Origin of the sequence: Nocardia sp. NPDC058666, from assembly GCF_042714895.1 — a bacterium.
Classification (GTDB): domain Bacteria; phylum Actinomycetota; class Actinomycetes; order Mycobacteriales; family Mycobacteriaceae; genus Nocardia.
Window position 1 is genome coordinate 44734 of the sequence record NZ_JBHXRY010000005.1, and the last position, 24402, is coordinate 69135.

The 24402-nt window shown below is 68.8% G+C and carries 12 protein-coding genes; 6 read left to right on the forward strand and 6 right to left on the reverse strand.

Going from position 1 to position 24402, the window contains the following annotated elements; genetic code table 11:
• Positions 1–24: 24 nt before the first annotated feature.
• From ACFWVD_RS14040 to ACFWVD_RS14055, 4 genes are read left to right on the forward strand one after another with little or no spacing between them, the layout of a single operon-like run.
• Complete coding sequence (locus tag ACFWVD_RS14040; RefSeq protein WP_379242596.1) at positions 25–1104, forward strand: dihydrodipicolinate reductase; 1080 nt, start codon at positions 25–27, stop codon at positions 1102–1104.
• Positions 1101–1580, forward strand: a complete 480-nt coding sequence (locus ACFWVD_RS14045) for a carboxymuconolactone decarboxylase family protein (RefSeq protein WP_379242598.1) — start codon at positions 1101–1103, stop codon at positions 1578–1580. Before ACFWVD_RS14040 ends, ACFWVD_RS14045 begins: the two co-directional genes overlap by 4 nt.
• A 56-nt stretch (positions 1581–1636) precedes the next feature.
• Positions 1637–2050, forward strand: coding sequence for an NUDIX domain-containing protein (locus ACFWVD_RS14050; RefSeq protein WP_379242600.1), 414 nt, complete (start codon positions 1637–1639; stop codon positions 2048–2050).
• An 8-nt stretch (positions 2051–2058) separates the two neighbouring features.
• Positions 2059–2538, forward strand: a complete 480-nt coding sequence (locus tag ACFWVD_RS14055) for a hypothetical protein (protein WP_379242602.1) — start codon at positions 2059–2061, stop codon at positions 2536–2538.
• Here the strand turns inward: ACFWVD_RS14055 and ACFWVD_RS14060 are convergent, their stop codons facing one another.
• From ACFWVD_RS14060 to ACFWVD_RS14080, 5 genes are all read right to left on the reverse strand, one after another.
• On the reverse strand, positions 2539–3327 hold the full coding sequence (locus ACFWVD_RS14060; protein WP_379243300.1) for a MerR family DNA-binding transcriptional regulator: 789 nt from the start codon (positions 3325–3327) through the stop codon (positions 2539–2541). It abuts the gene before it with no gap.
• A gap of 31 nt (positions 3328–3358) precedes the next feature.
• Positions 3359–4477 carry a serine hydrolase domain-containing protein gene (locus ACFWVD_RS14065; RefSeq protein WP_379242604.1) on the reverse strand — a complete coding sequence of 373 codons (1119 nt, stop codon included), beginning with the start codon at positions 4475–4477 and terminating at the stop codon, positions 3359–3361.
• Between the two features lie 57 nt (positions 4478–4534).
• Positions 4535–4969 carry a nuclear transport factor 2 family protein gene (locus ACFWVD_RS14070; RefSeq protein ID WP_379242606.1) on the reverse strand — a complete coding sequence of 145 codons (435 nt, stop codon included), beginning with the start codon at positions 4967–4969 and terminating at the stop codon, positions 4535–4537.
• Between the two features lie 115 nt (positions 4970–5084).
• Positions 5085–5519, reverse strand: a complete 435-nt coding sequence (locus ACFWVD_RS14075) for a hypothetical protein (RefSeq protein ID WP_379242608.1) — start codon at positions 5517–5519, stop codon at positions 5085–5087.
• Positions 5520–5603: 84 nt separating this feature from the next.
• Positions 5604–21926, reverse strand: a complete 16323-nt coding sequence (locus tag ACFWVD_RS14080) for an amino acid adenylation domain-containing protein (protein ID WP_379242610.1) — start codon at positions 21924–21926, stop codon at positions 5604–5606.
• Positions 21927–22192: 266 nt separating this feature from the next.
• Here ACFWVD_RS14080 and ACFWVD_RS14085 point away from each other — a divergent pair, with 266 nt between their 5' ends.
• Positions 22193–23413, forward strand: coding sequence for a PucR family transcriptional regulator (locus ACFWVD_RS14085; RefSeq protein WP_379242612.1), 1221 nt, complete (start codon positions 22193–22195; stop codon positions 23411–23413).
• 160 nt (positions 23414–23573) lie between these two features.
• On the opposite strand, the gene ACFWVD_RS14090 is transcribed toward ACFWVD_RS14085, so the two are convergent.
• Positions 23574–23957, reverse strand: coding sequence for a VOC family protein (locus ACFWVD_RS14090; protein ID WP_379242614.1), 384 nt, complete (start codon positions 23955–23957; stop codon positions 23574–23576).
• A gap of 87 nt (positions 23958–24044) precedes the next feature.
• On the opposite strand from ACFWVD_RS14090, the gene ACFWVD_RS14095 reads away from it, so the two are divergent.
• Complete coding sequence (locus ACFWVD_RS14095; RefSeq protein WP_379242616.1) at positions 24045–24398, forward strand: hypothetical protein; 354 nt, start codon at positions 24045–24047, stop codon at positions 24396–24398.
• Positions 24399–24402 lie beyond the last annotated feature (4 nt).

Here is a 24402-nt window from a genome sequence, read left to right on the forward strand (position 1 = left end):
CCAAGCGCTTGCTACGGTGGCTCGATGATCCCCACGATCGTTTGGGGCACCGGGAATGTCGGTCGCGCGGCTATTCGTGCCGTGGCCGCTCATCCGGCGCTGGTTCTCACGGGGGTGCTGGTGCACAACCCCGACAAGGTCGGCCGTGACGCGGGCATGCTCGCTGGTCTTGACACCGAGTTGGGAGTGCCGGCCAGCGATGACATCGACGCGCTACTCGCCACCGGTCCGCGGGCGGTGGTGTACGCGGCGTCCGGCGATATTCGGCCCGACGACGCGCTCGCCGACATCGTGCGGGCGATCCGGGCGGGGGCTGTTGTTGTGACCCCGGCGCTGTACGCGCTGTACGACCCGCGCAGTGCACCGGCGCAGATGCGGGAGCCGGTGTTGGAAGCCATTGCCGCCGGGGGTGGTTCGCTGTTCGTGTCCGGGGTGGATCCCGGGTGGGGAAATGATGTGTTGCCGCTGTTGATCAGCGGGTTGGCCGGCACGGTCGAGGTGGTGCGGTGTCAGGAGATCTTCGACTACTCCACCTACGACCAACCCGACTCGGTGCGCTACCTGGTCGGGATGGGTCAGCCGATGGAGTATCAGCCGCCGATGTTGATGGCGACGGTACCGACGATGGTGTGGGGTGGGCAGATTCGGTTGATGGCACGGGCGTTGGGGGTCGAACTCGACGAGATCGTGGAGACCGTGGATCGGCGGGCGCTGGATGCGACGGTGCAGACCACGCGGATGGGCGCGTTCGAGGCGGGCACGCAGGGGGCGGTGCGGTTTGAGGTGCAGGGGATCGTCGAGGGGCAGGCGCGCATCGTGATCGAGCATGTCACCCGGATTCATCCCAGTTGCGCACCGGATTGGCCGACGCCGCCGGATGGGGACGGTGCGCATCGGGTGATCATCGAAGGGTCCCCGCGGATCGAGGTCAGTGTCGAGGCCACCGATGAGGGTGGCAATCGGGCGGCGGGTGGGAATGCCACGGCGGTGGGCAGATTGGTGAACGCGATCGACTGGTTGGTCGACGCGCAGCCGGGTCTGTATGACGCGTTGGATGTGCCGCTGCGGGCCGCGGTGGGCAAACTCGGAAAGGCAGCACGATGATCATCGATATTCCCGAAGGTAAAGACCCGATCGGTTACGTGTGGGGGGAGATGGTGCCCGGGATCGGGATTGCGGCAGCGGGGTTCTCGCTGTCGGTGTACGAGCACTCCACGCTGGGGCTGCGGGAATTCGAAGCGGCAAGGCTGCGGATCGCGCAGATCAACGGGTGTCTGTTCTGTCAGGACTGGCGCACCGAACGCGACGGGCGCAAGGTCGAGGCGGAGTTCGCCGACGCGGTCTCGCAGTGGCGCACTACTGAACTGTTCGATGATCGGACCCGGTTGGCCGCGGAGTACGCCGAGCGGTATGCCACCGACCATCACGGTCTCGACGAACCGTTCTGGACCAGGATGCTCGCGCAGTACACACAGGCCGAGGTGGTGGAGCTGAGTATGAGCATCGGGTCGTGGTTGGCGTTCGGGCGGCTGAACCGGGTGCTCGGGCTGGATACGGTGTGCGTGCTGCCCGGTCACTGATCGGCGGGTGCGGCCAGCATGCGCGGGCGGACCGGCGAACGGTTAGGCTGCGGGCCGTGGTGGAATCTACGGAACGGCCGCTTGTCGATACCGTGGCCTGGGTGCTGATCGAGAACGGTCGCATCCTGTGCGCTCGCCCGCGCGGCAAAGATGTGTTCTTCATTCCGGGTGGGAAACGTGAAGGCGCTGAGACCGACTTGCAGACGCTGGTGCGGGAGGTCGCCGAGGAACTGACCGTGGAACTGGCGCCCGAGAGCGCGGCGCACGTGGGTACCTATGAGGCCGCGGTCGCCGACGGGCACGACACCGTTGTTCGGATGGCGTGTTACACCGCCGACTACCGGGGTGTGCTCACTGCCAGCAGTGAGATCGAGGCGCTGGCGTGGTTCGGGTTCGGGGACCGGGATCTGGTGCCGCCGGTGGACCAGTTGTTGTTCGACGACCTCGCGGCGGCCGGGTCACTGCGGTGATCGGCGCGGTGGCACGCACAGCAGGCTACGAGCTGCTGGGGTTGCCACTGGCGTTCACGCGGGTGCGCACTCGACTGCGGGTGCCGCGGCGGCTTTTGCGCGAACCTGTCGGCGGGCACCGTGTTTCGTTGGTGCGCTGTGTGATCCACTCGGTGCTGTCGGGGGGTGTGGGGTTGCTGGGGTGGTTTCTGGTGATGCTCAGCGTGCTGGTGTTGGTGCGCGGGCTGGCCTATCCCCTGGTTGCCTCCGATGATTACGAGACCTCGTGGGGCGGGCCGACATTGGTGGGTGCGTGGGCGGTGCAGGCCGGGCTCGCGGTGGTGATCGCGCCGGTATTCGTCGGCGTCATCGCGGCGTTGGGGCGGTTGCAACTGCGGTTGACCCGCACCGTGCTGGGTGGGCATCGATCGTGGTGGGCGATCCCGGTCGCGGTGGTGCTGGCCGCGGTGGGTGCGTTGTTTTTCGTGGCGTGGGTGCATCAGATCTGATCAGCGGGAGTTGGTTCCTGGGATTCGCACGCCCGCAGCGCGTAGCTTGGCTTCCACCAGCGCCGCCATGCGGGCCGGGGTGGATTCGGGCTCTTCGCCGTGGTGTCGGATCAGTTTGTAGCGTGTCGCGGCTTCGGTGCGGGCCTGTAGGCCGGTCACGATTTCCAGGTGGGCGGGGTTGGCCAGGTAGTGGTCGGCTACGGCGGTGGCGATCTCGTCCACGCGCGGGTCGTGTGGGGCCAGGGTCGCGGCTTCGGCGGCGCGGTGGTGCAGGGCGATGAACTCGGGGTCGTCGAGAGCGTTTTCGACGTTGGCGACGTAGTCGTCGAAGCCTTCGGGGACCAGGGCTTTGGCCAGCACCCACCCTTCCCTGGCCGCGGCCACGTCGGCGGGGGCGAACCCGAGTCCGGGCAGTCGGGCCAGCAGCGCCACCGCGCGGTCGGGCAGCAGGGTGCGGTCGCCGTCAGCGAGGCGGTGCAGGGTGTCGCGGCGGGCGATCAGCTCGTCGATGTGGTCGGACAGGCGCCGTTCGACGTCGGCCAGTTCGGTGGCGAACGTGGCCGCGTCGGCGTCGAGCAGGGCGCCGATCTCGGCCAGCGGAACCCCGGCCGCGGCCAGGGTTCGTACCTGCACCAGCCGCAACAGCTCGGCGGATCCGTATCGGCGGTAGCCGGAGCTGTCGCGGGCCGGTTCGGTGAGCAGTCCGTTCTTCTCGTAGTGCCGCACGGTCTTGATCGTGACACCGGCGAACACCGCGGCCTGACCGATCGTGACGCCGTTGCTCTGCACTCTCAAAGTTGACCTTGATAACGGGTGTAGGTCAAGCGGCGGGGCCGCCGAAAACCTCCTCGATGAGTCGTTGGGTCGCCTGTTGAAACGGCTCGGACAGTGTCAGGTCGGCGTCGTCGACGTAGTTCAGCGCGGCGGTCATGGTCTTGCTGCCGTCGGCGGTGCTGTACATCAGCGCGGCGTGGCCGCCGTGGCCGCCGTTGTGGGTGATGACGGTGCCGCTGCGGGTGTGCTGCACGATCACGCCCAGGCCGTAGCCGACCTTGGATTCGGGGGTGAGCATGTCCGCCAGCAGCGGGGCGGGCAGCAGCTTGCCGGTGACCAGCGCGCGGATGAAGGTGTGGAGGTCTTTGCTGGTGGAGATCATGTCGCCGCCGCTGGAGATCCAGGAGGGGTCGGAGACGGTGACGTCGACGGTGCGCTGTTTGCCTGCGTCGTCGTAGCGGTAGTAGGCGTGGGCGTGCGGGCCGCCGAGTTCGGTCGAGTTCTCGGGAACCAGCGTGTCGGTCAGGCCGAGGGGTTCCAGGATCTGTCGCTGCATCACCTGCGCCAGCGGGTCCCCGGTGACCGCTTCGATCAGCAGCCTGGCGATCGCGTAGTTGGTGTTGGAGTAACTCCAGTCGGTACCGGGTTCGAACCGGGCGGGCAGGGCCAGAGCCTGTCGGACCAGGTCTAGTACGTCGCGGCCGCGGAGGCGGTTGTCGACCCAGTCCTTGCCGCTCCAGGCCACGACGCCGGGCACGATCGTGCCGTCCTCGAGCACTTCGCCGGTGAAGTTGAAGATTCCGCTGGTGTGCTGCAGCAGCATGCGCACGGTGATCCGCGGGTCGATGGCCAGGTGCGGCAGGTAGTGCGCAGCGGGGGTGTCCAGGGCGATCTTGCCTTCGGCCACGAGCTGCAGGACCGCGGTGGCCACGAAGGTCTTGGTGTTGCTGCCGATGCGGACTCGGCCGTTGCTGGGCGGTGGGGCGGTCTCGCCCAAGGCGGACAAACCGGCGGTGCCGACCCATTCGCGGTGCTCGTCGGTGACGCGCAGTTGGATTCCGACGAAGCCGGTGTCGACGATGTCGTCGATGATGCGCTGGAAGTCCGGGTTGGTCTGTGCGGCAAGGGAGTTGGTGGGGGCGGCGTTGCTCGTGTTCGAAGTCATGACATGAGCGTGCACCTTGACCTCGAGTCAACCTCAACAGTGATCTGGGTCACATGGTCAGGCGTACTGCAGGTCGGCTCGGGTGATCAAGTTGTCGGCGATGTCGAAGCTGTAGTTGGCGTTGAATCCGCCGGTGCCGCCGGGCTGGAAGCGCACGAGCATGGTGGTGCCGCCGGGGCGGGGGGTGTTGCCCAGCAGGGTGTAGATGCCGCCGATGACCTCCGCGGCGGCCCAGGTGCGGATCGCGTCGCGGCCGCGGATCTGCCGGGAGACGTCGATGACCACGGCGTCGAGGGCGAAGGCGGCGGCGAGTGCGTCGGCGTCGCGGTTGGCTACGGCGTCGAGGTAGCGGCGGGCGGCGGGGTCCAGCGACTCGGTGCTGATCGAGGAGATCGGGGGCGCTGCCGGGTTCGTGGGGGACGGTTCGTCGGAGCAGGCGGCCAGCGGGCTGGCGCAGACAAAGGCGGCCGCGAGGGCTGCGCGGGTTCTCATGACAGCAAGTCCACCACAGGTTCCGCGCCGCCGCCCTCGCGACCGCGAAGTGTTCAATATGTTCGCGGGACAACAGGTTTCGGCATACCGAGCTGCTCCCACCCGGTGACGGTGATCAGCCTGCTACCGGGGTGAGGGTGGCTTCGATGTAGTGGATGGTGCCGTCGGGGACCACGAACTTCTCGGTGATCTCCACGGTGGCCATGCGCACGCCGGCCAGGCCTGCTTCGAGGAAGTAGTGGGTGGTCACGGTGTCGCCGGCTTCGGTCATGGTGAGGTCGCGAATGTTCTGGATGGTCAGGTTGAACACGCTGGTGTTGAGTTCGTGGCTGAGTTGGGGGCCGGAGAAGCCGGTTTGCAGGCCCATCTCCACGCGGGTGGCGTGCGGGGCGAACGGGACCGCGCTGGCGTCGTGGGAGACCAGGGCGTCGAGGTAGGTGCGGGCGACTGCTTGGCGCGGGGTGTCGGAGGGGGTCACCTGGGCCGCGGCGGTGCTGGTGCCCAGTGTCAGCAGCAGCGCTGCGGTGGCGGTGAGGGGTAACAAACGCATGAGTGACGATAGTGCTTTGTGGTACGGCAGTACGCAACTCGCACAACGCAATCCGGGGCCGGGACCCCGGATTGCGTGCCGATTCTAGGGCGACTCCCGTAGGACCGCGGCGATCGTTGCCAGGGCGTGGTCTTCGGTCATTCGCCAATGTGTCGCTGCCACTGGGTGATTGCGCACGGGGGCGGTGGTGGCGTCGGTCCATGACGAGGCGCCGAGGGTTGCGGTCGGGTCGTCTTCCGCGGCGGTGAAATAGGTGATGGTGCCGTCGAAACGGCGGGGATGATAGGCGGCGTCCAAGGCCACCGAGGTGATGGCCGCGTTGACGATGCGGTCGATGCGCGACGGGTCCAGCGAGGCCTGGGGCGCGGACAGTTCGCACAGGGTGCGCGCGAGTTGGTGGGCGTCGAGGGGTTCGTCGGAATCCGCGCCGGCGAATCCGCCGAGCAGGTCGGCGGTGGTCACGGTGGTGTCGGTGGTGGAGGGCTGCGCTGCGCAGGACAAGGTGCTGTCGAGCATGGCAAGCAGCGCTACCTCTTCGCCGTCTTCCTGCAGTTGCACGGCCATGGCGTGGGCGATGACGCCGCCCAGTGACCAGCCCAGCAGGTGGTACGGGCCCTCGGGTTGCACGGCGCGCAGGTGCTTGAGGTACAGCAGCGCCCACTGTTCGATCGAATCGGGCAGGGGGTCGGTCGAACTCAAGGCCGGGGACTGTAGGCCGTAGAGGGGGCGGTCCAGGTGGGCGGCCAGGCCGCTGAAGGACCAGGCGATGCCGCTGATGGGGTGGATGCAGAACAACGGTTCGCCGGTGCCGGTGGGGCGCAGCGGGAGCAGGATGTCGAACGCGGCGTCGGGGCCCGCGCTCTGGGCGCCGTTGGCACGCAGGGCGGCGATGATGCCCGTGGGGGTGGGGGTGGTGAAGATCCAGGTGACGGGGATGGTCGCGGCGGTGGCGGTGCTGAGTTGGGTGGACAGGCGGGTGGCGCTCAGGGACGTGCCGCCGAGTTCGAAGAAGTGGTCGTCCATGCCGACGCGGTCCAGGTGTAGGACGTCGGCGAAGATGTCGCAGACCGTGTGTTCGATGGCGGTGTCGGGGGCGCGGTAGGTGCGGGTGGCCACGTCGGGGGCAGGCAGGGCGGCGCGGTCGAGTTTGCCGATGTGGGTCAGCGGGATCTGGTCCAGGACCATGATCGTGGTGGGGACCATGTGGGTGGGCAGGGACCGCGCGGCCCACTGCGTGAGGGTGTCCACGCTGACCGTGTGGCCGTGCGCGGGCACGACGTAGGACACCAACACGGTTGCGCCGGTTTGGTTTTCGCGTCCGACCGTGACCGTGAACCCGACGTCGGGGTGGGTGGCCAGCACGGCGTCGATTTCCTCTAGCTCGATGCGGTAGCCGCGGATCTTGAGCTGGAAGTCGGTGCGGCCACGGTATTCGAGTTCGCCGTGGGCGTTCCATGCGGCCAGGTCGCCCGTGCGGTACAGGCGGGTGCCCGGCTGGAAGGGGTTGGCGATGAAACGTTGCGCGGTGAGGTCGGGGCGGGCGAGGTAGCCGGTGGCCAGCTGGGTGCCTGCGAGGTAGAGCTCGCCGGGCACGCCCGCCGGGACGGGGCGCAGACGGGCGTCCAGGACGTAGACCTGACTGTTCCAGACCGGGGCACCGACCGGGATCGTGGTGGTGTCGGCGGTGCTCACACGGTGGCTGGTGATCGAGACCGCGGCTTCGGTGGGCCCGTAGACGTTGAACAGGGCGGTGTCGGGGGCCGCGGCTTCGAAGCGGGCAGCCAGTGCGACCGGCAGGGTTTCGCCGATGGCGAGGACTCGACGCAGGGAGTCGGGCAGCTTCTCGGTCAGCAGGGTGTCCAGCATCGACGGGACGACGTGCAGGGTGGTGACCTGTTCGCGGCGCATCAGGTCCGCGAGGTACGCGGGATCGCGGTGACCGTCAGGCGTGGCCAGGATCAGGCGGCCGCCGCAGACTGCCGCGGACCAGAACTCCCAGACCGACAGGTCGAAGGTGGCGGCGGTCTTCAGCAGCACGGCGTCGGTGTCGTCGAGACCGAATTCTTCGATCTTCCACCGCAATTGGTTGACGATCGCCGCGTGCGACACCGCCACACCCTTGGGCCGCCCGGTGGAACCCGACGTGAAGATCACGTAGGCGGTGTTCGCGGGGCGCAGGGGTGAACGGCGGTCGCGGTCGGTGATCGGGGCGGCACTGTGCGCCCACAGGTTCACCTGGTCGATGCACACCACGGGTGCGCTGTCGGTGGCGGTGAAACCGGTGTCGGTGTTGGACAGCACCAGCAGCGGTGCGGCGGTGTCGAGGATGTACTGGGTGCGTGCGGCGGGTTGATCGGGGTCGATCGGGACGTAGGCGCCGCCGGCGGTGCTGACCGCGTACATCGCGATGACCAGGTCCACTGAACGGCGGATCGCCAGTGCCACCCGGGTTTCGGGGCCGACGCCTGCGGCGATGAGGTGGCGGGCGAGGCGGTTCACCCGGGCGTCGACGTCGGCGTAGGTCAGGCGGGCACCGTGCGCGACCAGTGCTTCGGCGTCGGGTGCCGCGGCGACGGTGGCGTCCAGCAGCGACACCAGGGTGGTGTTCGGATCTGCTTGGTGCGCAGTGTGATTCCAGGTGTGCAGGATCTGGGTTCGTTCGGCGGGGGCGAGCAGGTCGATGGTGTGCAGGGGTGCGCTGGGGTCGGTGATCACCGCGGTGAGCAGGCGGGTGAGGCGGTCCAGGAAGCCTGCGACGGTGGCGGCGTCGAACAGGTCGGTGGCGTAGGTGCAGTAGCCGGTGATGCCGGCGGGGGCGCCGTCGGCGGTGTACCGGTCGGCCAGGATCAGGTGCAGGTCGAACTGGGACAGTTCGCGGTCCAGTTCCACCGAGGACACGCTCATGCCGGGCAGGTCCATGTGGACTTCGGCCAGGTTCTGGAACGACAGGCCGACCTGGAACAGCGGGTGGCGTGCGGTGGAGCGGGCGGGGTTGAGGACTTCCACCAGGCGTTCGAACGGGATGTCGGCGTGGGCGAAGGCTTGCAGGTCGGTGTCGCGCTGGCGGGCCAGCTGCTGGGCGAAGCTCGCGTCGCCGTCGACTCGGGTGCGGAACACCAGAGTGTTGACGAACATGCCGATCAGGTCGTCCAGGACCGCTTCGCCGCGCCCCGCGGTGGGGGTGCCGATGGCGATGTCGGTGGTGCCCGACAGTTGGGCCAGCACCACGGCCAGGGCGGTGTGTACGGCCATGAACAGGGTCGCGCCGTGGGTGCGTGACAGTTCGGTCAGCGCGGCGTGGGTGGGGGTGTCGATGGTGAACGGGACGCGCCCGCCCGCGTAGGACTGGATCGCGGGGCGGGGGCGGTCGCGGGGTAGTTCGAGCTGGTCGGGCAGGTCGGCCAGGGCGGTGCGCCAGTAGGCGAGTTGGGTGGCGGCCATGGAGGCCGGGTCGGTTTCGTCGCCCAGCAGGGTTTGCTGCCAGAGGGCGTAGTCGGCGTACTGGACCGGTAGGGGCGCCCAGGTGGGGGTGTGTCCTTGGGCGCGGGCCGTGTACGCGATGACCAGGTCGCGGGTCAGGGGGCCGCCGGAGAAGCCGTCGCCTGCGATGTGGTGCACGGCCATGGCGAGGACGTATTCGTCGGGGGCCAGTTCGAACAGGGTCGCACGCAGGGGAACTTCGGCGGTGACGTCGAAGTCGGTCGATACCAGTTGCGCGACAGCGAGTTTCATCGCGTCGCTGGTGGCAGCTTGGGCGGGGTCGTCGGAGATGTCGTGCCACGTGACGGTTCGGCCGGAGTCTTCGGTCATGCCGTGGGCGGCGGCCACATTCAGCACGGGGACGTCGGGGTGGTCAAGCGGCAGGATCACCTGTGCGGGTGCGTGGTCGACGGCCGGGTAGACCGTGCGCAGGATCTCGTGGCGGGCAACGAGATCGGTGAAGGCCTGCTGCATGGCGGTGGGGTTCAAGGCGCCGGACAGGCGAAGCACGACGGGGATGTTGTAGGCGGCGGTGCCGGTGTCGAAGCGGTTGAGGAACCACATGCGCTGCTGCGCGGGCGACAGCGGGATCTGGGCCGGTCGCGGTTGGGAGCGCAGGGCCGGGCGGACGACGGCGCGGGTCAGACCGGCGATCTCGACCGCGCATTCGGCGACGGTGGGGGCGGCGAACAGGACTCGCACGGGGACTCGGATGTCGACTGCGGCGCTCAGGCGTGCGGTCAGGCGGGTGGCCAGCAGGGAGTTGCCGCCCAGGTCGAAGAAGTTGTCGTCGGCGCCCACGCGTTCGGCACCGAGAACCTCGGCGAACACGTCGGCGACCGCGCGTTCCAGGCCCGGCGCGGGTTCGCGGTAGGTGCGGGTGGCGAATTCCGGTGCGGGCAGGGCGTTTCGGTCGATCTTGCCCGCGGACGACAGCGGGATGCGGTCGAGCACGACGATCGCGGCGGGGACCATGTGCGGGGGCAGCATCGACGACGACCAGCGGGTCAGCGCGCCGGGATCGATGTCGCGGCCGGTCACATACGACACCAGCGCGGTTTCCCCGGCGGGGTTCTGCGCGCCGACCGTGAGCGCGAAACTCACCTGCGGGTGGCGCATCAGCACCGCGTCGATCTCGCCCGGTTCGATGCGGTAGCCGCGGATCTTGAGCTGGAAGTCGGTGCGGCCCAGGTATTCCAGCTCGTAGGTGTCGCCGTTGACCCAGCGCACGAGGTCGCCGGTGCGGTACATGCGTTCGCCGGGTGGTGCCCACGGGCAGGCGACGAAACGGTCGGCGGTGGCGGCACTGCGGCCACGGTAGCCGCGGGCCAGCGCGGGGCCTGCCAGGTACAGCTCGCCCGACACGCCCACGGGAACCGGGTGTAGGCGGGCGTCCAGGACGACCGCGCGCATACCGGGCACGGGGCGGCCGATGGTGACGCGGTCGCCTGCGCGCAGGGTGGCGTAGGTGGCGCCGATGGTGGCCTCGGTGGGGCCGTAGCCGTTGAGGAAGCTGCGGCCGGGTTGCCAGGTGGCCAGCAGGTCGGCGGTGGTGGCTTCGCCGCCCGCGGACACACACTGCAGGTCCGGCAGGGACTGCGGGTCCAGGGTGCTGAGCAGGGCGGGGGTGATGATCGTGTGGGTGACCTGCTCGGTGGTCAGCAGGTCGTGCAGGTCGGTGCCGCCCAGGGTGTCGGGCGGGGCGATGACCAGGGTGGCGCCGTGGTGGAAGGCGGTGCTGATCTCCTCGATGGACTGGTCGAAGCTGGGCGAGCACACGTGCAACATGCGGTGGTCGTGGCGCAGGCGCATCAGGGCCGCGGAGTGCGCGACCAGTGCGCCCAGACCGGTGTGGGTGACCGTGACGCCCTTGGGGACGCCGGTGGTGCCGGAGGTGTAGATCATGTACGCGGTGTTGTCGCGGCGCAGCGGGGCGCGGCGGTCCCTGTCGTGCACCGGGGTCGAGGGGGTGGTGGCGATGCAGGCCTCGACAGCCGGGTCGTCCAGGATCAGCCAGCGCACGGATGCGGGCAGGTCGTTCGCTTGCGCGGTGACGGTGAGGCCGATGGTGGCGTCGGAGTCGGCGAGCATGTGGCGGACGCGGTCGGCGGGGTAGTTCGGGTCCACGGGCAGGTAGACGCCGCCCGCTTTGGCGATGGCCCACAGCGACAGGATCGATGCGTAGGAGCGGGGGGTGGCCGAGGCTACGACTGTTTCCGGGCCGATGCCCTCGGCGATCAGGACGCGGGCCAGTCGGGAGGAGTCGGCGTCGAGGGTGCCGTAGGTGTAGTCGATGCCGTTGTCGCGCACCGCGATTCGGTGCTGGCCGAAACCGGTGCCGCGGACCAGCAGGGCCGGAAGGGTGCCGATGGTCGTGGATTGCGGGGTGTCGCCCAGGTAGGTCAGGAAGGTGTGTTCGGCGTGGTCGCTCAGGGGCAGGTCGCCGGTAGGGGTGTGGGGATGTGCGGTGATGGTGGTGAGCAGGCGGACCAGGCGTTTGCCGAAGGTGTCGGCCGTGTGGTCGTCGAAAAGGGTTCGGGCGAAAGTCATTTCGATCGACATGGCCGATTTGGCCTCGAGCACCGACACGGTGAGGTCGCTGGAGTCGGTCGCTGGGTCGCGGTGTCCGAACTCGAGGCAGACCTGTGCCAGGGAGTCCACGCCGAGCAGGTGGGCCAGGTCGGTGAAGGGGATGCCCGCGTGGGCGACTGCCCGGGTTTCGGTGTGGTGTGCGTGCGCGAGCAGGTCGGCGAAGGGTTCGGTGGGGTCGATGGTGTTGCGTAGCACCAGATCTGGGTTCGAGGTGGCGATCACGATGTCGTCGGAAGCGGTCAGTCGCGCCAGCAGCACCGACAGGGCGGCGCGGACCACGGTCGACAGGTGCACATTCGCGGTGTCGGCGAGGTGGAGCAGGTCGCGGTGCAGGGTCGGCGAGATCGCGAACCGGGCGTGCCCGGACGTGGTGGCGTGGGGCTCGGTGGGCAGGGCCGGCGGGGCGGGCAGGTCGGCCAGGGCGGTGCGCCAGTAGCGGGACCGGGTGATCGGGTCGGTGGGGGCGGCGAGCTGGGCGGTGATGGTGCTCGCGGGGGTGGTCGGGGTGGCGGTGAGGGCGTCCAGGGCGGTGCGCAGGCGGTCGGTGATCGCCTGGGCGACGGTGTCGGAGACCAGGTCGCGGCGGTATTTGATCTGGACCTGGGTGCGGGCGCCGAGGAAGACCAGCACGGTGAGCGGGTAGTGGGTGTGGTCGGCGCCCTGCAGGTCGTCGATGGACAAACCGTCCAGGGCGCCGCCTGCCTGCTGCAGGCCTTCCACGTCGACGGGGTAGGACTCGAACGCCAGCATCGTGTCGAACAGTTCACCCAGGCCGGCCACGCGCTGGATCGCGCCCAGGCCTAGGTGGTGGTGATCCAGCAGCGACGCCTGTTCGGCTTGGACGGTGCGGATCAGGTCGCCGACGGTGTCGGTGGGTGTGAGGCGCACGCGCACCGGGACCGCGTCGACGAACAGGCCGATCATGTCGCCCACACCGTCCAACTGCGGCGGGCGGCCGGACACGGTGGCACCGAACACGATGTCGTCGCGGCCCGACGTCGCGGCCACGACCAGGCCCCAGGCGGTCTGGAACACGGTGTTGGGGGTGACCTCGGCGGCGGTGGCGAACGCGGTCAGTTGCGCGGTGTGGGCGGCGTCGAACTCGAACTCGCACAGGCCGAAACCGGTGTCGGTGGCGCGCGGCCAGGTCAGTTCGGGGGCCAGCACGGTCGGCTCCACGTCGGTCAAGAATTCGGACCAGGCCTGTTCGGCAGCGGTGCGGTCCTGGCGGGTGAGCCACTCGAGGTAGTCGCGGTACGGGCGCACCGGGGGCAGCACGGTCGCGTCGCCGTGGGTGGCGTACAGGACCAACATTTCCTTCATCAGCAACGGCATGGACCAGCCGTCGAGCAGGATGTGGTGGCCGGTCAGCACGAGATGGTTGCGGCCGGAACCGGTGGTGTACACGGTGAAACGCAGCAGCGGGGCGACGGTGGGGTCGAAGCCTGCTTGCTGGTCGGCGGCCAGCAGGGCGGGCAGGTCACTGTCGTCGGCTTCCACGATGTGGAAGGGGGCTTCGACGGCGTCGGCGACCAGTTGGACGGGGGTGCCGTCGGGGGCGGTGACGAAGGCCGAGCGCAGGTTGGCGTGGCGGTGCAGCACGGTGGCGGCGGCGCTGCGCAGGCGGTCGGTGTCCAGGTCACCGGTCATGTCGACCATGAGCTGGATGACGTAGGCGGCCACCGATTCGTCGAGCATGTCGCCCAGGGCCAGCAGGGAGTTCTGCAGCGGGGACAGCGGCAGGACATCGGACAGGCCGGGGTACTGCTGGCGCCAGGTGTTGAGGTCGTGTTGCGAAACCTGTACCAGCGCAACGTCGGACGGGGTCAGACCGCCCGCGCAGGGGTGTAGGGTGTGGTCGGCCAACGCGGTGAGCCAGGCGGTCCAGTCATCGGCCAGTTCCTGCACGTCGGACTCGGTGAGGATGCCGGTGGCGTAGCGGAAGTTGGCCTGCAGTTGCAGACCGGTGTCGGTGGTGACCGCGATCGCGTTGATGTCCAGCACGGTGTGCGCGGGCAGGTCGGGGTCGTAGTCGACCTCGATGTCACCCAGGTCCGCGGTGGGCAGCCACGCGGTGTCGTCGGTGGGTGCGGTGCCCGTGGTCGCGCGGCCCAGGTAGTTGAAGCCGATTTGACCGACATTGCCCGACAACAGGTTTCGGGTTTCATGGTTGCGGCGCAGCAGACCGAAACCGATGCCGCTATCGGGGACCGACAGCAGCTGTTCCTTGACGGTGCGCACCGTGGTGGCCAGGGCTTCGTCGTCGAAGGTCGCCGGGTTGATGGCCGACAGGTCCAGGGCTACGGGGTAGACGGTGGTGAACCAGCCCACCGTGCGGGTCAGGTCGGCGCCGGGGACGGCGTCTTCCTGACGGCCGTGGCCTTCCAGACGCAGGCGCAACGTGGGGGCGTCGATGCCGCGACGGGCCCGCCACACGCGCACCGCCAGGGCCAACGCGGCCAGCAGCGGGTGGTCCGCGCCTGCCCGGTACTGGGCGGGCAGGGTGGTGAGCAGCGGTTCGGTGAGGTCGGCGGGGATCTGCACCGTCAGCGACCGCATCGTCGCCTCGGTGTCGAGGGAACTGTCGACTGCGCGGGTGCCCAGTAGCGGGTCGGGGGTGGACAGGACCTGCTGCCAGTGGGCGAGTTCGGCGGTGCGGTCGGCGGTGGTCAGGCCGTGCGCCCAGCGACGGAACGAGGTGCCGGTCGGGGGCAGGGTGATCTGCTGGCCCGCGGCATGCTGAGACCATGCGATGATCAAGTCGGGCAACAGGATTCGCCAGGACACACCGTCGATGACGTAGTGGTGCGCGGCTACCGCCAGGATGTCGCGGGCGTTCTGCCTGCGGATCCAGGTGAAGGCGATCATGCGGGCTTGCGCGGGATCCAGCGCGGACAGGGCCGAATCCATGGCCGCGGTGCCGATTCGGGTCAGGTCATCGGCGTTGCCGGGAGGCGCGTCGACTTCGGTGACCAGGGCGTTCACGTCGATCGCGTGCGGGGGCAGGACCTCGAGCTGCCAGTCGTCACCGACTGCACGCAGGCGCGAGCGGAGCATGTCGTGGTGGCGCAGGACCGCGGTGAGGACGGTGATCAGGCCCGCGCGGTCGATGTCGTCGGGCAGGGCCAGGACCATGGTCTGTGCGAAGCGGTCGCTGGAGCCGGTGGTCAGGAAGTCGGCCAGGACCGGGGTCAGCGGGATTTCGCCGATGCCGCCGCCGGGTAGTTCCGCAAGGACCGGGGTGTCCGGGCTGTCGATGGCGGCGATCTCGGAAAGCCTTGCCACAGTGCGGTGTTCGAACACGTCGCGGGTGGTGAACACGATGCCCGCGGCGCGCGCGAGGGAGACCAGCTGGATCGACAGGATGCTGTCGCCGCCGATCGCGAAGAAGGAGTCGTTCACGCCCACCGATTCCACGCCCAGGACTCGGGCGAACAGGTCGGCCAGGCGGGTTTGCATCGCGCCCGTGGGGGCGGCGGCGGATGCGGTCGCGGTGACCGGTTCGGGCAGGGCGTTGCGGTCGAGTTTGCCGTTGGAGGTCAGGGGCAGGGCGTCCAGGACCACGATCGCGGACGGGACCGCGTGCGCGGCCAAACGCTGTGTGGCGTACTCGGTCAGCGCGGTCGGGTCGGGCGTATGGGGTTGCGCGGCAAGCACATACGACACCAGGGTGGTCGATCCGGCGGCGGTCTTGCGTCCCACGGTCACCGCGAAATCCACGGATTCGTGGCTTGCCAGTACGGCGTCGATCTCGCCGGGTTCGATGCGGAAGCCGCGGACCTTGAGCTGGGTGTCCGCGCGACCCAGGTAGTCGATCTCGCCGGTGCTGCGCACGCGCACGAGGTCGCCGGTGCGATACATGCGGGTGCCGGGGGTGCCCCACGGGTCGGGGAGGAAGCGGGCTGCGGTGGTGACGGGCTGGTTGCGGTAGCCGCGAGCCAGGGCCGTGCCGGTGAGGTAGAGCTCGCCGGTGACACCGCGCGGGACCGGGTTCAGGCGGGTGTCCAGGATCATCGCGTGCGTGCCCTGGACGGGGCTGCCGATCGTGATCGGTTGTCCGGCAATCAGTTCGGCGTACGAGGAGATGATGGTGGTTTCGGTGGGGCCGTAGCCGTTGAGGTAGCGGCGGCCGGGCTGCCACTTCGCCAGCAGTTCCGGGGTGGTCACGTCGCCGCCGACCGACAGCGATTCCAGGGCGTCCAGACCGGTGGGGTCCAGGGTGCCCAGGACTGCGGGGGTGATGATGGCGTGGGTGACAGACTCCGCGGCCAGCAGGTCCGCGAGGTCGACGCCGCCCGCGATGTCGGCGGGGACCACGACCAGGGTGGCGCCGGTGGAGAACGCGCACAGCCACTCGAGCACGGACGGGTCGAACCAGGGGGAGCAGATGTGCAGGAAGCGGTGGTCGGACTCGAGACGGTAGCGGCGTACTGCCTCGTCGACCAGGGGTGCCAGGCCGGTGTGGGTCACGGTGACGCCCTTGGGCAGGCCCGTGGAACCGGAGGTGTAGATGGTGTAGGCCGGGTGGTCCGCCTTCAACGGGGCGAGGCGGTCCGCGTCGGTGATCGGGGTGGTGGGGTGTGCGGTGCGGTCGAGGTCGGCCAGGGTCAGCCAGGTCAGGTCATCGGGCAGGTCTGCCAGGTGGACGGGGGCGGTGATGCCCAGTGCCGCACCGGAATCGGTGACCAGGTGCTGGAGGCGGTGTGCGGGGTTGCGCGGGTCCATCGGCACGTACACGCCACCGGCTGCGGCGATGGCGAGGGCGGCGATGACCATGTCGGCCGAACGTGGAAGGGCAACCGCGACAGCGACTTCGGGGCCTACGCCGCGGGCGATGAGTTCGCGGGCGTAGCGGGCGGTCTGCTCGGAGAGTTCGCCGTAGGTGATCGAGTGGCCCTCGTGACGGAGGGCGATGCGGTCGGGGCCCAGTTCGGTGCCGCGGGCGACCAGGTCGGGGAACAGGGCGTGGTCAAGGTGGGGGTGCTCGGTGCGTGCGGTGAGGGTTTGTTGTTCGGTGGCGCTGAGGATCGGGAGGTCGCCGACGTGGGTGTGTGGGTGGTCGATGGCGGCGGTGAGTACGCGGATCAGGCGCTGCGCGAAAACCGCGACTGTCTCTTCGTCGAAGAGGGCGCTGGCGTAGGTGAATTCGGCGTCGATACCCGTCGAAGATCGAGCCCCGCGGTCGTCGCTGTGGCCTGGACGATCATCGGCGTTGTCCGACTCCCGGAGCGCGGCGATCTCTTCGCCTGACGGCGACGGAATACGCAGCGACAGAACGAGATCGCGGTCGACCACGTCAGTGTTCGGGTATGTTCCGGTCGCCATCGCGAACCGCATCTGCTCAGGAGAGTCCACGGTGAAGATCGCGCGACGCGAACCTTCACGCGCGAAAGCCCGGCGTGCGCCTGCAGTGGCGTCGGCGATCAGGTCCTCGACACTGCCCGAAACACGGAGTCGCAGCATGAGATTCGTGTCCGGGAACTGAGGGCACGGAACGTCGATGGCGATGTCGTCGGTGCCCGACAGTCGGGCGATCAGCACCGCGAACGCCGTGTGCACCAGACTGAAAACGGTGGTGTCGCGGGTTTCGGCGAAGTCGCGCATGCGCTGGTGGAGATCGGCGGGGATCTCGAAAGCGATTCCGGCGTCAGCCTTTACGGTCGTTGTGGGCCGGGGGCGGTCGGCCGGGAGGTTCAGGTCTTGGGGCAGGTCGGTGAGCACGGTGCGCCAGTAGGCGGACTCCGCGATCGGGTCGTTGCGCTGATCCAGGGTGCGCTGGAGTTGGGCTGGGGTGTGGTCCGGTGTGTGGACCAGGGTGTCCAGGACGGTGCGCAGACGCTGGGCCAGCGCTTGCGCGATGCTCGGGTCGATCAGGTCGAGGCGGTACTGCACGCCGACGCGAATCCCCTCGCCCACCTCGACACCGACCGCTACCGGGTAATGCGTGGCGTTGGCGGCCTTCACGTCGACGATCTCGAGGCCGTCGATCGAACCGTGGGCGCGCTGCATTCCCTCGGTGTCCACGGGGTACGACTCGTACGCCATGAGCGTGTCGAACAGCTCGCCCGCGTTCGCGGCCCGCTGGATCTCGGCCAGACCCAAGTGGTGGCCGTCGAGCAGGGCGATCTGTTCGGACTGCAGCTGCGACAACAGGTTTCGCAACGGTGCGGACCGGTCGTAGTGCACTCGCACGGGAATGGTGTTGGCGAACAGCCCGACCATGCCGTCCACACCGTCCAGTTGCGGCGGACGGCCCGACACCACGGCACCGAACACGACGTCGTCGCGGCCGACCGCGCCGGCCAGCACCAGACCCCAGGCCGCTTGGAACAGGGTGTTGACGGTGACGTCGTTGGCGGCAGCGGCGGTTGCCAGCTCGTGGGCCTGCTCCGGGGACAGGTCGATCGCGCACATGCCGTGACCGTCGGCCAGCTCGGTCGGGGGTGTGACCGCGGCGGTGAGAACGGTGGGCTGGTGGCCCGACAGCGCTTCGCGCCACTTCCGCAACGCCGCGGAGCGGTCCTGGTCGGCCAGCCACGCGAGGTAGTCGCGGTAGGGGCGCACGCGCGGAAGGACCGCGGCCGCACCGTCGGTGGCGTAGCAGATGAGCAGTTCCTGCATCAGCAACGGCATCGACCAGCCGTCGACCAGCAGGTGGTGCGCGGTCAACACCAGGTGCATGCCGTCGGGGCGACGGAACAGGGTGAAGCGCAGCAGCGGCGGGGTGGTCAGGTCGAAACCGATGCGCGCTTCCGCGGCCAGGAACTCCATCGCGTCGCGGCCGTCGGTGTCCACGATCTGCCAAGGGACGGTGACCTTTTCGGCGACGAAGCCGACCGGGGTACCCGCGGCCGAGGTGCCGAAGGACGTGCGCAGGATCGCGTGGCGGTTCAGTACGGCCTGGGCTGCGCGGCGCAGACGGTCGGTGTCGACGTCGCCTGCCAGCTCGACGGCCAGTTGGACCAGGTACGGGTCGGCCGGGGAGACCTGGGCGAGGAACATCAGACCCAGCTGCAACGGCGCCAGCGGCAGCACATCGCTCAGGCTGGGGCGTTCGCTGTGCCAGGTGTCCAGTTCTGTCTGGGTGACCTGCACCAGGGGGACGTCGGCGGGGGACAGGCCGCCCGCTGCCGGGTCGCGCAGATGGTCGGCCAGGATCGTCAGAGCCGCGGTCCAGCAGTCGGCCAGTTCGCGGACCGACTGTTCGTCGATGATCTCCGACGCGTAGGAGAACGACGCGCGCAGTTGCAGACCGGCGTCGGTGGTGGTCGCCAAGGCGTTGATGTCGACGACGGCGGCAGCGGGCAGGGCCGGGTCCTGCTCGGCGACCGGCTCACCCCACTCCGCGGTGGGCAGCCAGCTGACGTCGGCGTTCGCGACGTCGCCCGCGGAGATACGGCCGAGGTAGTTGAAGCCGACCTGGCCGAGCGGGCCCGCGAGCTGCGGGGCCGACTCCGGGTCCAGGTGGCGCAGCATGCCGAAGCCGATGCCCTTGTGCGGCACCGCGCGCAGCTGCTCCTTCACGGCCTTGACCGCGGCGGCCGTGGCCGAACCGCCGTGCCAGACGGCGTCGTTGTCGACTTCGCTCAGGTCCAGCGCGACGGGGTACATGCTGGTGAACCAGCCGACCGTGCGGGTCAGGTCGGCGCCGTCGAGCGCGGACTGTTCGCGGCCGTGACCTTCCAGCCGGACACGGGTCGCGGGGGCGACGATGCCGCGACGCGACCGCCACGTGCGCACCGCCATGGCCAACGCGGCCAGCAGACCGTCTTCGGCGCCCGCGCGGTACAGCGCGGGCAGGTCGGTCAATACCGCCTCGGTGACGTCGGCGGGGACCTCGACGCTGATGGTGCGCACCGTCGACGCGGTGTCGGTGGCGTCGAGCGGGCGGTCACCCAGCAGCGGGTCGGGCACGGCCAAAGTGGCCTGCCAGTGGTCGAGCTCGTCGCGCCTGGCCGTCGCCTCGTCGGTCAGCCCGTGCGCCCAGCGCCGGAACGAGGTGCCCACCGGCGGCAGCACGACCCGTTGACCGTGCTGTGCCCACGCTGCGACCAAGTCCGACAACAGGATTCGCCAGGACACACCGTCGATCGCGGCGTGGTTGGCCGCTACGACCAGGCCGTGCGGGCCGTTCTCGCGGGCGAGCCAGGCGAAACCGATCATCCGGTAGGCCTGCGGGTCCAGCGAGGTCAGCACCGAATCCATGGCGGTGTCGGCGAATTCGTCGAGGTCGCTGTCGGCGGGGACGTCGACGCGGGTGAGCAGGGTGTTCACGTCCACCGCGCCCGGCGGCAGGGTGTGCAGCTGCCACTGTCCGTCGACCTGGCGCAGGCTCGCACGCAACATGTCGTGGTGATCGATCACCGCGGTCAGGGTGTCCACCAACGCATTGCGGTCGATGTCACCGGGCAGCGTCAGCACCATCTGCTGGGTGAATCGGCTGAACACGCGACCACCGGCCACCGATGCCGCCAACACCGGCGTCAGCGGCATCTCGCCCACACCACCGCCGGGCAGCTCGGCCAGGGTCGGAGCGGACTCCGCACCCAACACCGCCACCCGCGCCAAACCGGCGACGGTGCGGTGCTCGAACACCGCCTGCGGGGTGAACGAGATACCGGCATTGCGCGCCCGCGACACCAGCTGGATCGACAAAATGCTGTCGCCACCGGCAGCGAAGAACGAATCCTCGGCACCGATCTGCTCCACGCCCAGGATCTGCGTGAACAATTCGGCGATCGCGATCTCGACCGGACCCTCGGGCGCACGCGAACCGACCGCACCGAAAACCGGTGTGGGCAGGGCGTTTCGGTCGAGCTTGCCGTTGGGGGTCAGCGGGATCTCGTCCAGGGTCATCAGGACGGTCGGGACCATGTGGGCGGGCAGGGACGTGCCCACGAAACGGGCGACTTCGTCGGAGTCGATCGAAACACCGTCCCGGGCAAGCACATACGACACCAACACCGTCGCGCCCGAATCGGCCTTCGCGCCCAGGGTGACCGCGTACTCGATGTCGGGGTGAGTGGTGAGCACGGCGTCGATCTCGCCCAGTTCCACCCGGAAACCACGGATCTTCACCTGGAAATCGGAGCGGCCCAGATACTCGAAATCGCCGTCGGCGGTACGTCGAACCAGGTCGCCGGTTCGATACATGCGCGACCCGGCACCGGCCAGCGGTGAGGCGACGAAACGTTCCGCGGTCAGACCGGGGCGGCCCTGGTAACTCTGGGCCAGCGCGGGACCCGACAGATACAGCTCACCCGCCACCCCCGTGGGAACCGGGCGCAGACGCGAATCCAGCACCGCCGCACCGACTCCGGCGAAGGCCGCGCCGATGGTGATCGGCGCACCCGGCAGCAGTTCGGTGGTGCCGGTGGCCAAGATGGTGGCCTCGGTCGGACCGTAACCGTTGAAGAACGCGCGACCTTCCGCCCACCGGTCGACCAGGGTCGGGCCGAACGCGTCGCCCGCCACCACGACAACCCGCAGGTCGTCCAGGTCGTGCGCGTCTACCGATTCCAGCGCCGCCGGAGTGATCAACATGTGGGTCACGCGTTCGCGGCGCAACAGGTCGGCCAGGTCATGGCCACCGAACACCGTCGACGGCGAAACCACCAGCGTGGCACCGGAATTGAACGTCAGCAGCAGCTCGAGCACGGACACGTCGAAGTTCGGGGAGCACACGTGCAGGACACGGTCGTCGGGGCCGACCGAATAGCGTTCCCTGGCCGCGGCGACCAGCGCGCCCAAGCCGGTGTGGGTGACGACCACGCCCTTGGGGCGGCCCGTGGAGCCCGAGGTGTAGATGACATAGGCCGGGTGCTGATCGGTCAGCGGGCGGACGCGATCGAGATAGGAGATCGGGTGGGTGGGGTGCGCGGCGATGCGGTCGTGGTGGGCGTCGACTTCCAGCCACTCGACGGAATCGCCCAGCTTCTCGCGGTGCGCGGTGACCGTCAGTCCCAGGATCGTGCCGGAATCCTCGAGCAGGTACGCGATGCGCTCCGCGGGCAATGCCGGGTCGACGGGGACATACGCGGCACCGGTCTTGGCCACCGCCCAGATAGCGGCCACGGATTCGATCGAACGGGTGAAACCCAGCGCGACGATGTCGCCGGGGCCGATCCCGCGCGCGAGCAGATCGCGGGCCAACTGGGACGAGTACTCATCGAGTTGGGTGTAGGTGAGCTCGCGACGTTCGCCGTCGACGGGGGAGAAGGACACGGCAATGGTGTCTGCCGCGGTGTCGACCGCGGCGGTGAGGAGTTGCGCGAAGAGGGGAGTGCTCGACTTCCGATTGCCTCGACTACGCGGCGTTCGGCGAACTTCACCCATTGCGGTACAACATCCTTCACGTGTCCTGCCCACAGCTCTGCGATTGACCCACGAACCCTGTCGGATTCGGTCTACCGGGGGCGGACCAGTGTCGAACAAGCACGAAAGAGTCGAATATCGGGGCGTTCGGCGACCATGACACCACAAGTCACCATCTTGTGACCACATGACCAGTTCGTTTTGCGACGTCAGGACCGATTCGACCAGAAATTTGTGCGGATGGCACAATCTTGTCGACGGTTTTTGTTCAACGGACGGAGATGGCCTTGGCGGCCTACGGATCGCTGGTGTGGGTCGGCCAGGCACTGGGGCCGCTGACCGGCCCGATCACCGACGACCTCATCCGGGTCACCGAGCAGATGATCCCGCTCAACGACATCGCCGCGGACCTGGCCGACATGCGCGCCGCCAGCATCGCGGAAAACGTTGTCGCCGTGCAGTACGTCTTGGCCAACGGCATCGACCCCGCCACCGTCAGCCCACCCGCAGGCGCCGCCGCCTACGCACAACGCCTGGCACGGCGCGGCGTGCCGCTCACGGTGCTACTGCGCGCCTACGGGCTGGGCCAATACCGGATCCTCGACGCGGCCATCGGACTGATCCTGGCCACCCCCGGCCCCGAACAACCCGCCCGCATCGCGGAACTGCTCCGATTCGCGGGCACCTACCTCGACCGACTCAACTCGTCGATGGGTCGCATCTACGAAACCGAACGCGACCGGTGGCTCAGCAGTCGCCAGGCGGCCCGGCAACAGTGGATCGCACGGTTGCTCGACGGCGGTGACGTCGACATGGAGGCCGCCGAAGAGGTGCTGGAATACCGCCTCGACCAGCAACATCGCGCCGCCGAAGTCTGGGCCACGGTCACCGGCACCGACGCCGGGCGCGCGCTCGAGCAGGCGCGACAACTACTGGCCGCGGCCATGCGGACCGGCGGCACCGAACTGGTGGCGGCATCGGGCGATCGCGCCATGTGTCTCTGGTTTCCCACCGACCGGCCATTGGCCATCGACGAACTCACCGAATACCTGGAAGCCGCCGGACTGCCTGTGCGCGTCGCTGTCGGCCCCGCGGACCACGGCCTGCCAGGGTTCCGTCGATCCGCCCGCAGTGCGGCACGCGCCAAAGCACTGGCCGTCGCGGCGGGGGAGTCCGCGCCCACCGTCGTGGCCTACGACGCCGTCGCGCCGTTCGCCCTGCTCGCCGACGACCCGGACGAACTGGCGGCACTGGTCCACCGCGTCCTGGGCCCACTCGCCGGCGACGGTGCCAAAGTCGCCCTCCTGCGCGACACCCTCGAGGTGTTCCTGGCCGAAGGCGGCAGCTACGCCCGCACCGCCCGCGTGCTCGACGTCCATCGCAACACCGTCCAATACCGCATCCAACAGGTCACCGGCCGCTACGGAATCGCGGTCGACACCGACACGTTCGAACTGCGGTTCGCGCTGGGTGTGTGCCGCTGGCACGCGGTGACTCGGACAATCTGAATCCGCGCGGTTTGTGCTTTTCGCACAGCGACGCCAGGGTCCCCGCTACCCGACTGGCAGTCGATTACCCGTCGGCATTCGTCCAAAACCCATGCAACTCATCGACTTCAGTGACGCCTGCAACACTCGGTCCGAAACCTGACAGGCCGGGGGAGTCGGACTACAGCGGGTCCAGACGGGTGCGCAGCAGGCAGAACTCATTGCCCTCGGGATCGGTCAGGACGTGCCAGTGCGCCGTGCCGGGTTGGCCTACGTCGGCAGGCTTCGCGCCCAGCGCGAGCAGGCGTTCCAGTTCGGCGTCCTGGTCACGGTCGGTGGGGTTCACGTCGATGTGCAGACGGACCTTGCCCTCGCGGGGGTCGGTGGTCGGGGCGAACAGCAGAGTGGGTTGTGGGCCGCCGAAACCTGTTCCGGCCGGACCTATTTCGATGTATCCCTCGTCGTCCCGATCGAGTTCGACATAGCCCAGAACCTGACACCAGAAGGCGGCCAGCAGATCGGGGTCGGCGCAGTTGATGACGAGTTCGCTGAATCGGCAAGCCATGGACGGCGAGTATGCCAGCAGATCTATCCCGCGCGCAGGGGGACGGTCGGGCGTAGAGTTGATAAATCGAGGCGACAGGAGTTGACGATGTCCGTACGCGTCAGACCAGCGATAGTTCGGACTGCCGCAATCGCGGCGGTCGTGGGTGCCGGCACGCTGTTCGGCGCCGCCGGTCAAGCAGTCGCCGAGGTCGAACCCGGCACGTACACGTCCACGACATTGTCGTCCGGCATCGTGCTCCTGCAACGCGAGGGACGCGTCGAGGGTGGGGAACTGGTCCTGATCGGGCGTTACCCGATCCATTCGACGCCCACCGGCGGTTACGTCGACCTGTTTCCCGGCCACCGAGTCGAACTGATCAGCGACGGACACGGTGGGTACACAGGCCCGGCGTATCTGGGTGGAGTGGTGATCGGCTCCATCGCGCTGACGCCCCGCTGACCGG

What these genes read in the sequence shown, in the direction of transcription:
- ACFWVD_RS14040 (WP_379242596.1), top strand. Translation starts at nt 25, where the DNA reads ATGATCCCCACGATCGTTTGGGGCACCGGGAATGTCGGTCGCGCGGCT.
- ACFWVD_RS14045 (WP_379242598.1), top strand. Translation starts at nt 1,101, where the DNA reads ATGATCATCGATATTCCCGAAGGTAAAGACCCGATCGGTTACGTGTGG.
- ACFWVD_RS14065 (WP_379242604.1), bottom strand. Translation starts at nt 4,477, where the DNA reads ATGACTTCGAACACGAGCAACGCCGCCCCCACCAACTCCCTTGCCGCA.
- ACFWVD_RS14070 (WP_379242606.1), bottom strand. Translation starts at nt 4,969, where the DNA reads ATGAGAACCCGCGCAGCCCTCGCGGCCGCCTTTGTCTGCGCCAGCCCG.
- ACFWVD_RS14075 (WP_379242608.1), bottom strand. Translation starts at nt 5,519, where the DNA reads ATGCGTTTGTTACCCCTCACCGCCACCGCAGCGCTGCTGCTGACACTG.
- ACFWVD_RS14080 (WP_379242610.1), bottom strand. Translation starts at nt 21,926, where the DNA reads ATGGGTGAAGTTCGCCGAACGCCGCGTAGTCGAGGCAATCGGAAGTCG.
- ACFWVD_RS14090 (WP_379242614.1), bottom strand. Translation starts at nt 23,957, where the DNA reads ATGGCTTGCCGATTCAGCGAACTCGTCATCAACTGCGCCGACCCCGAT.
- ACFWVD_RS14095 (WP_379242616.1), top strand. Translation starts at nt 24,045, where the DNA reads ATGTCCGTACGCGTCAGACCAGCGATAGTTCGGACTGCCGCAATCGCG.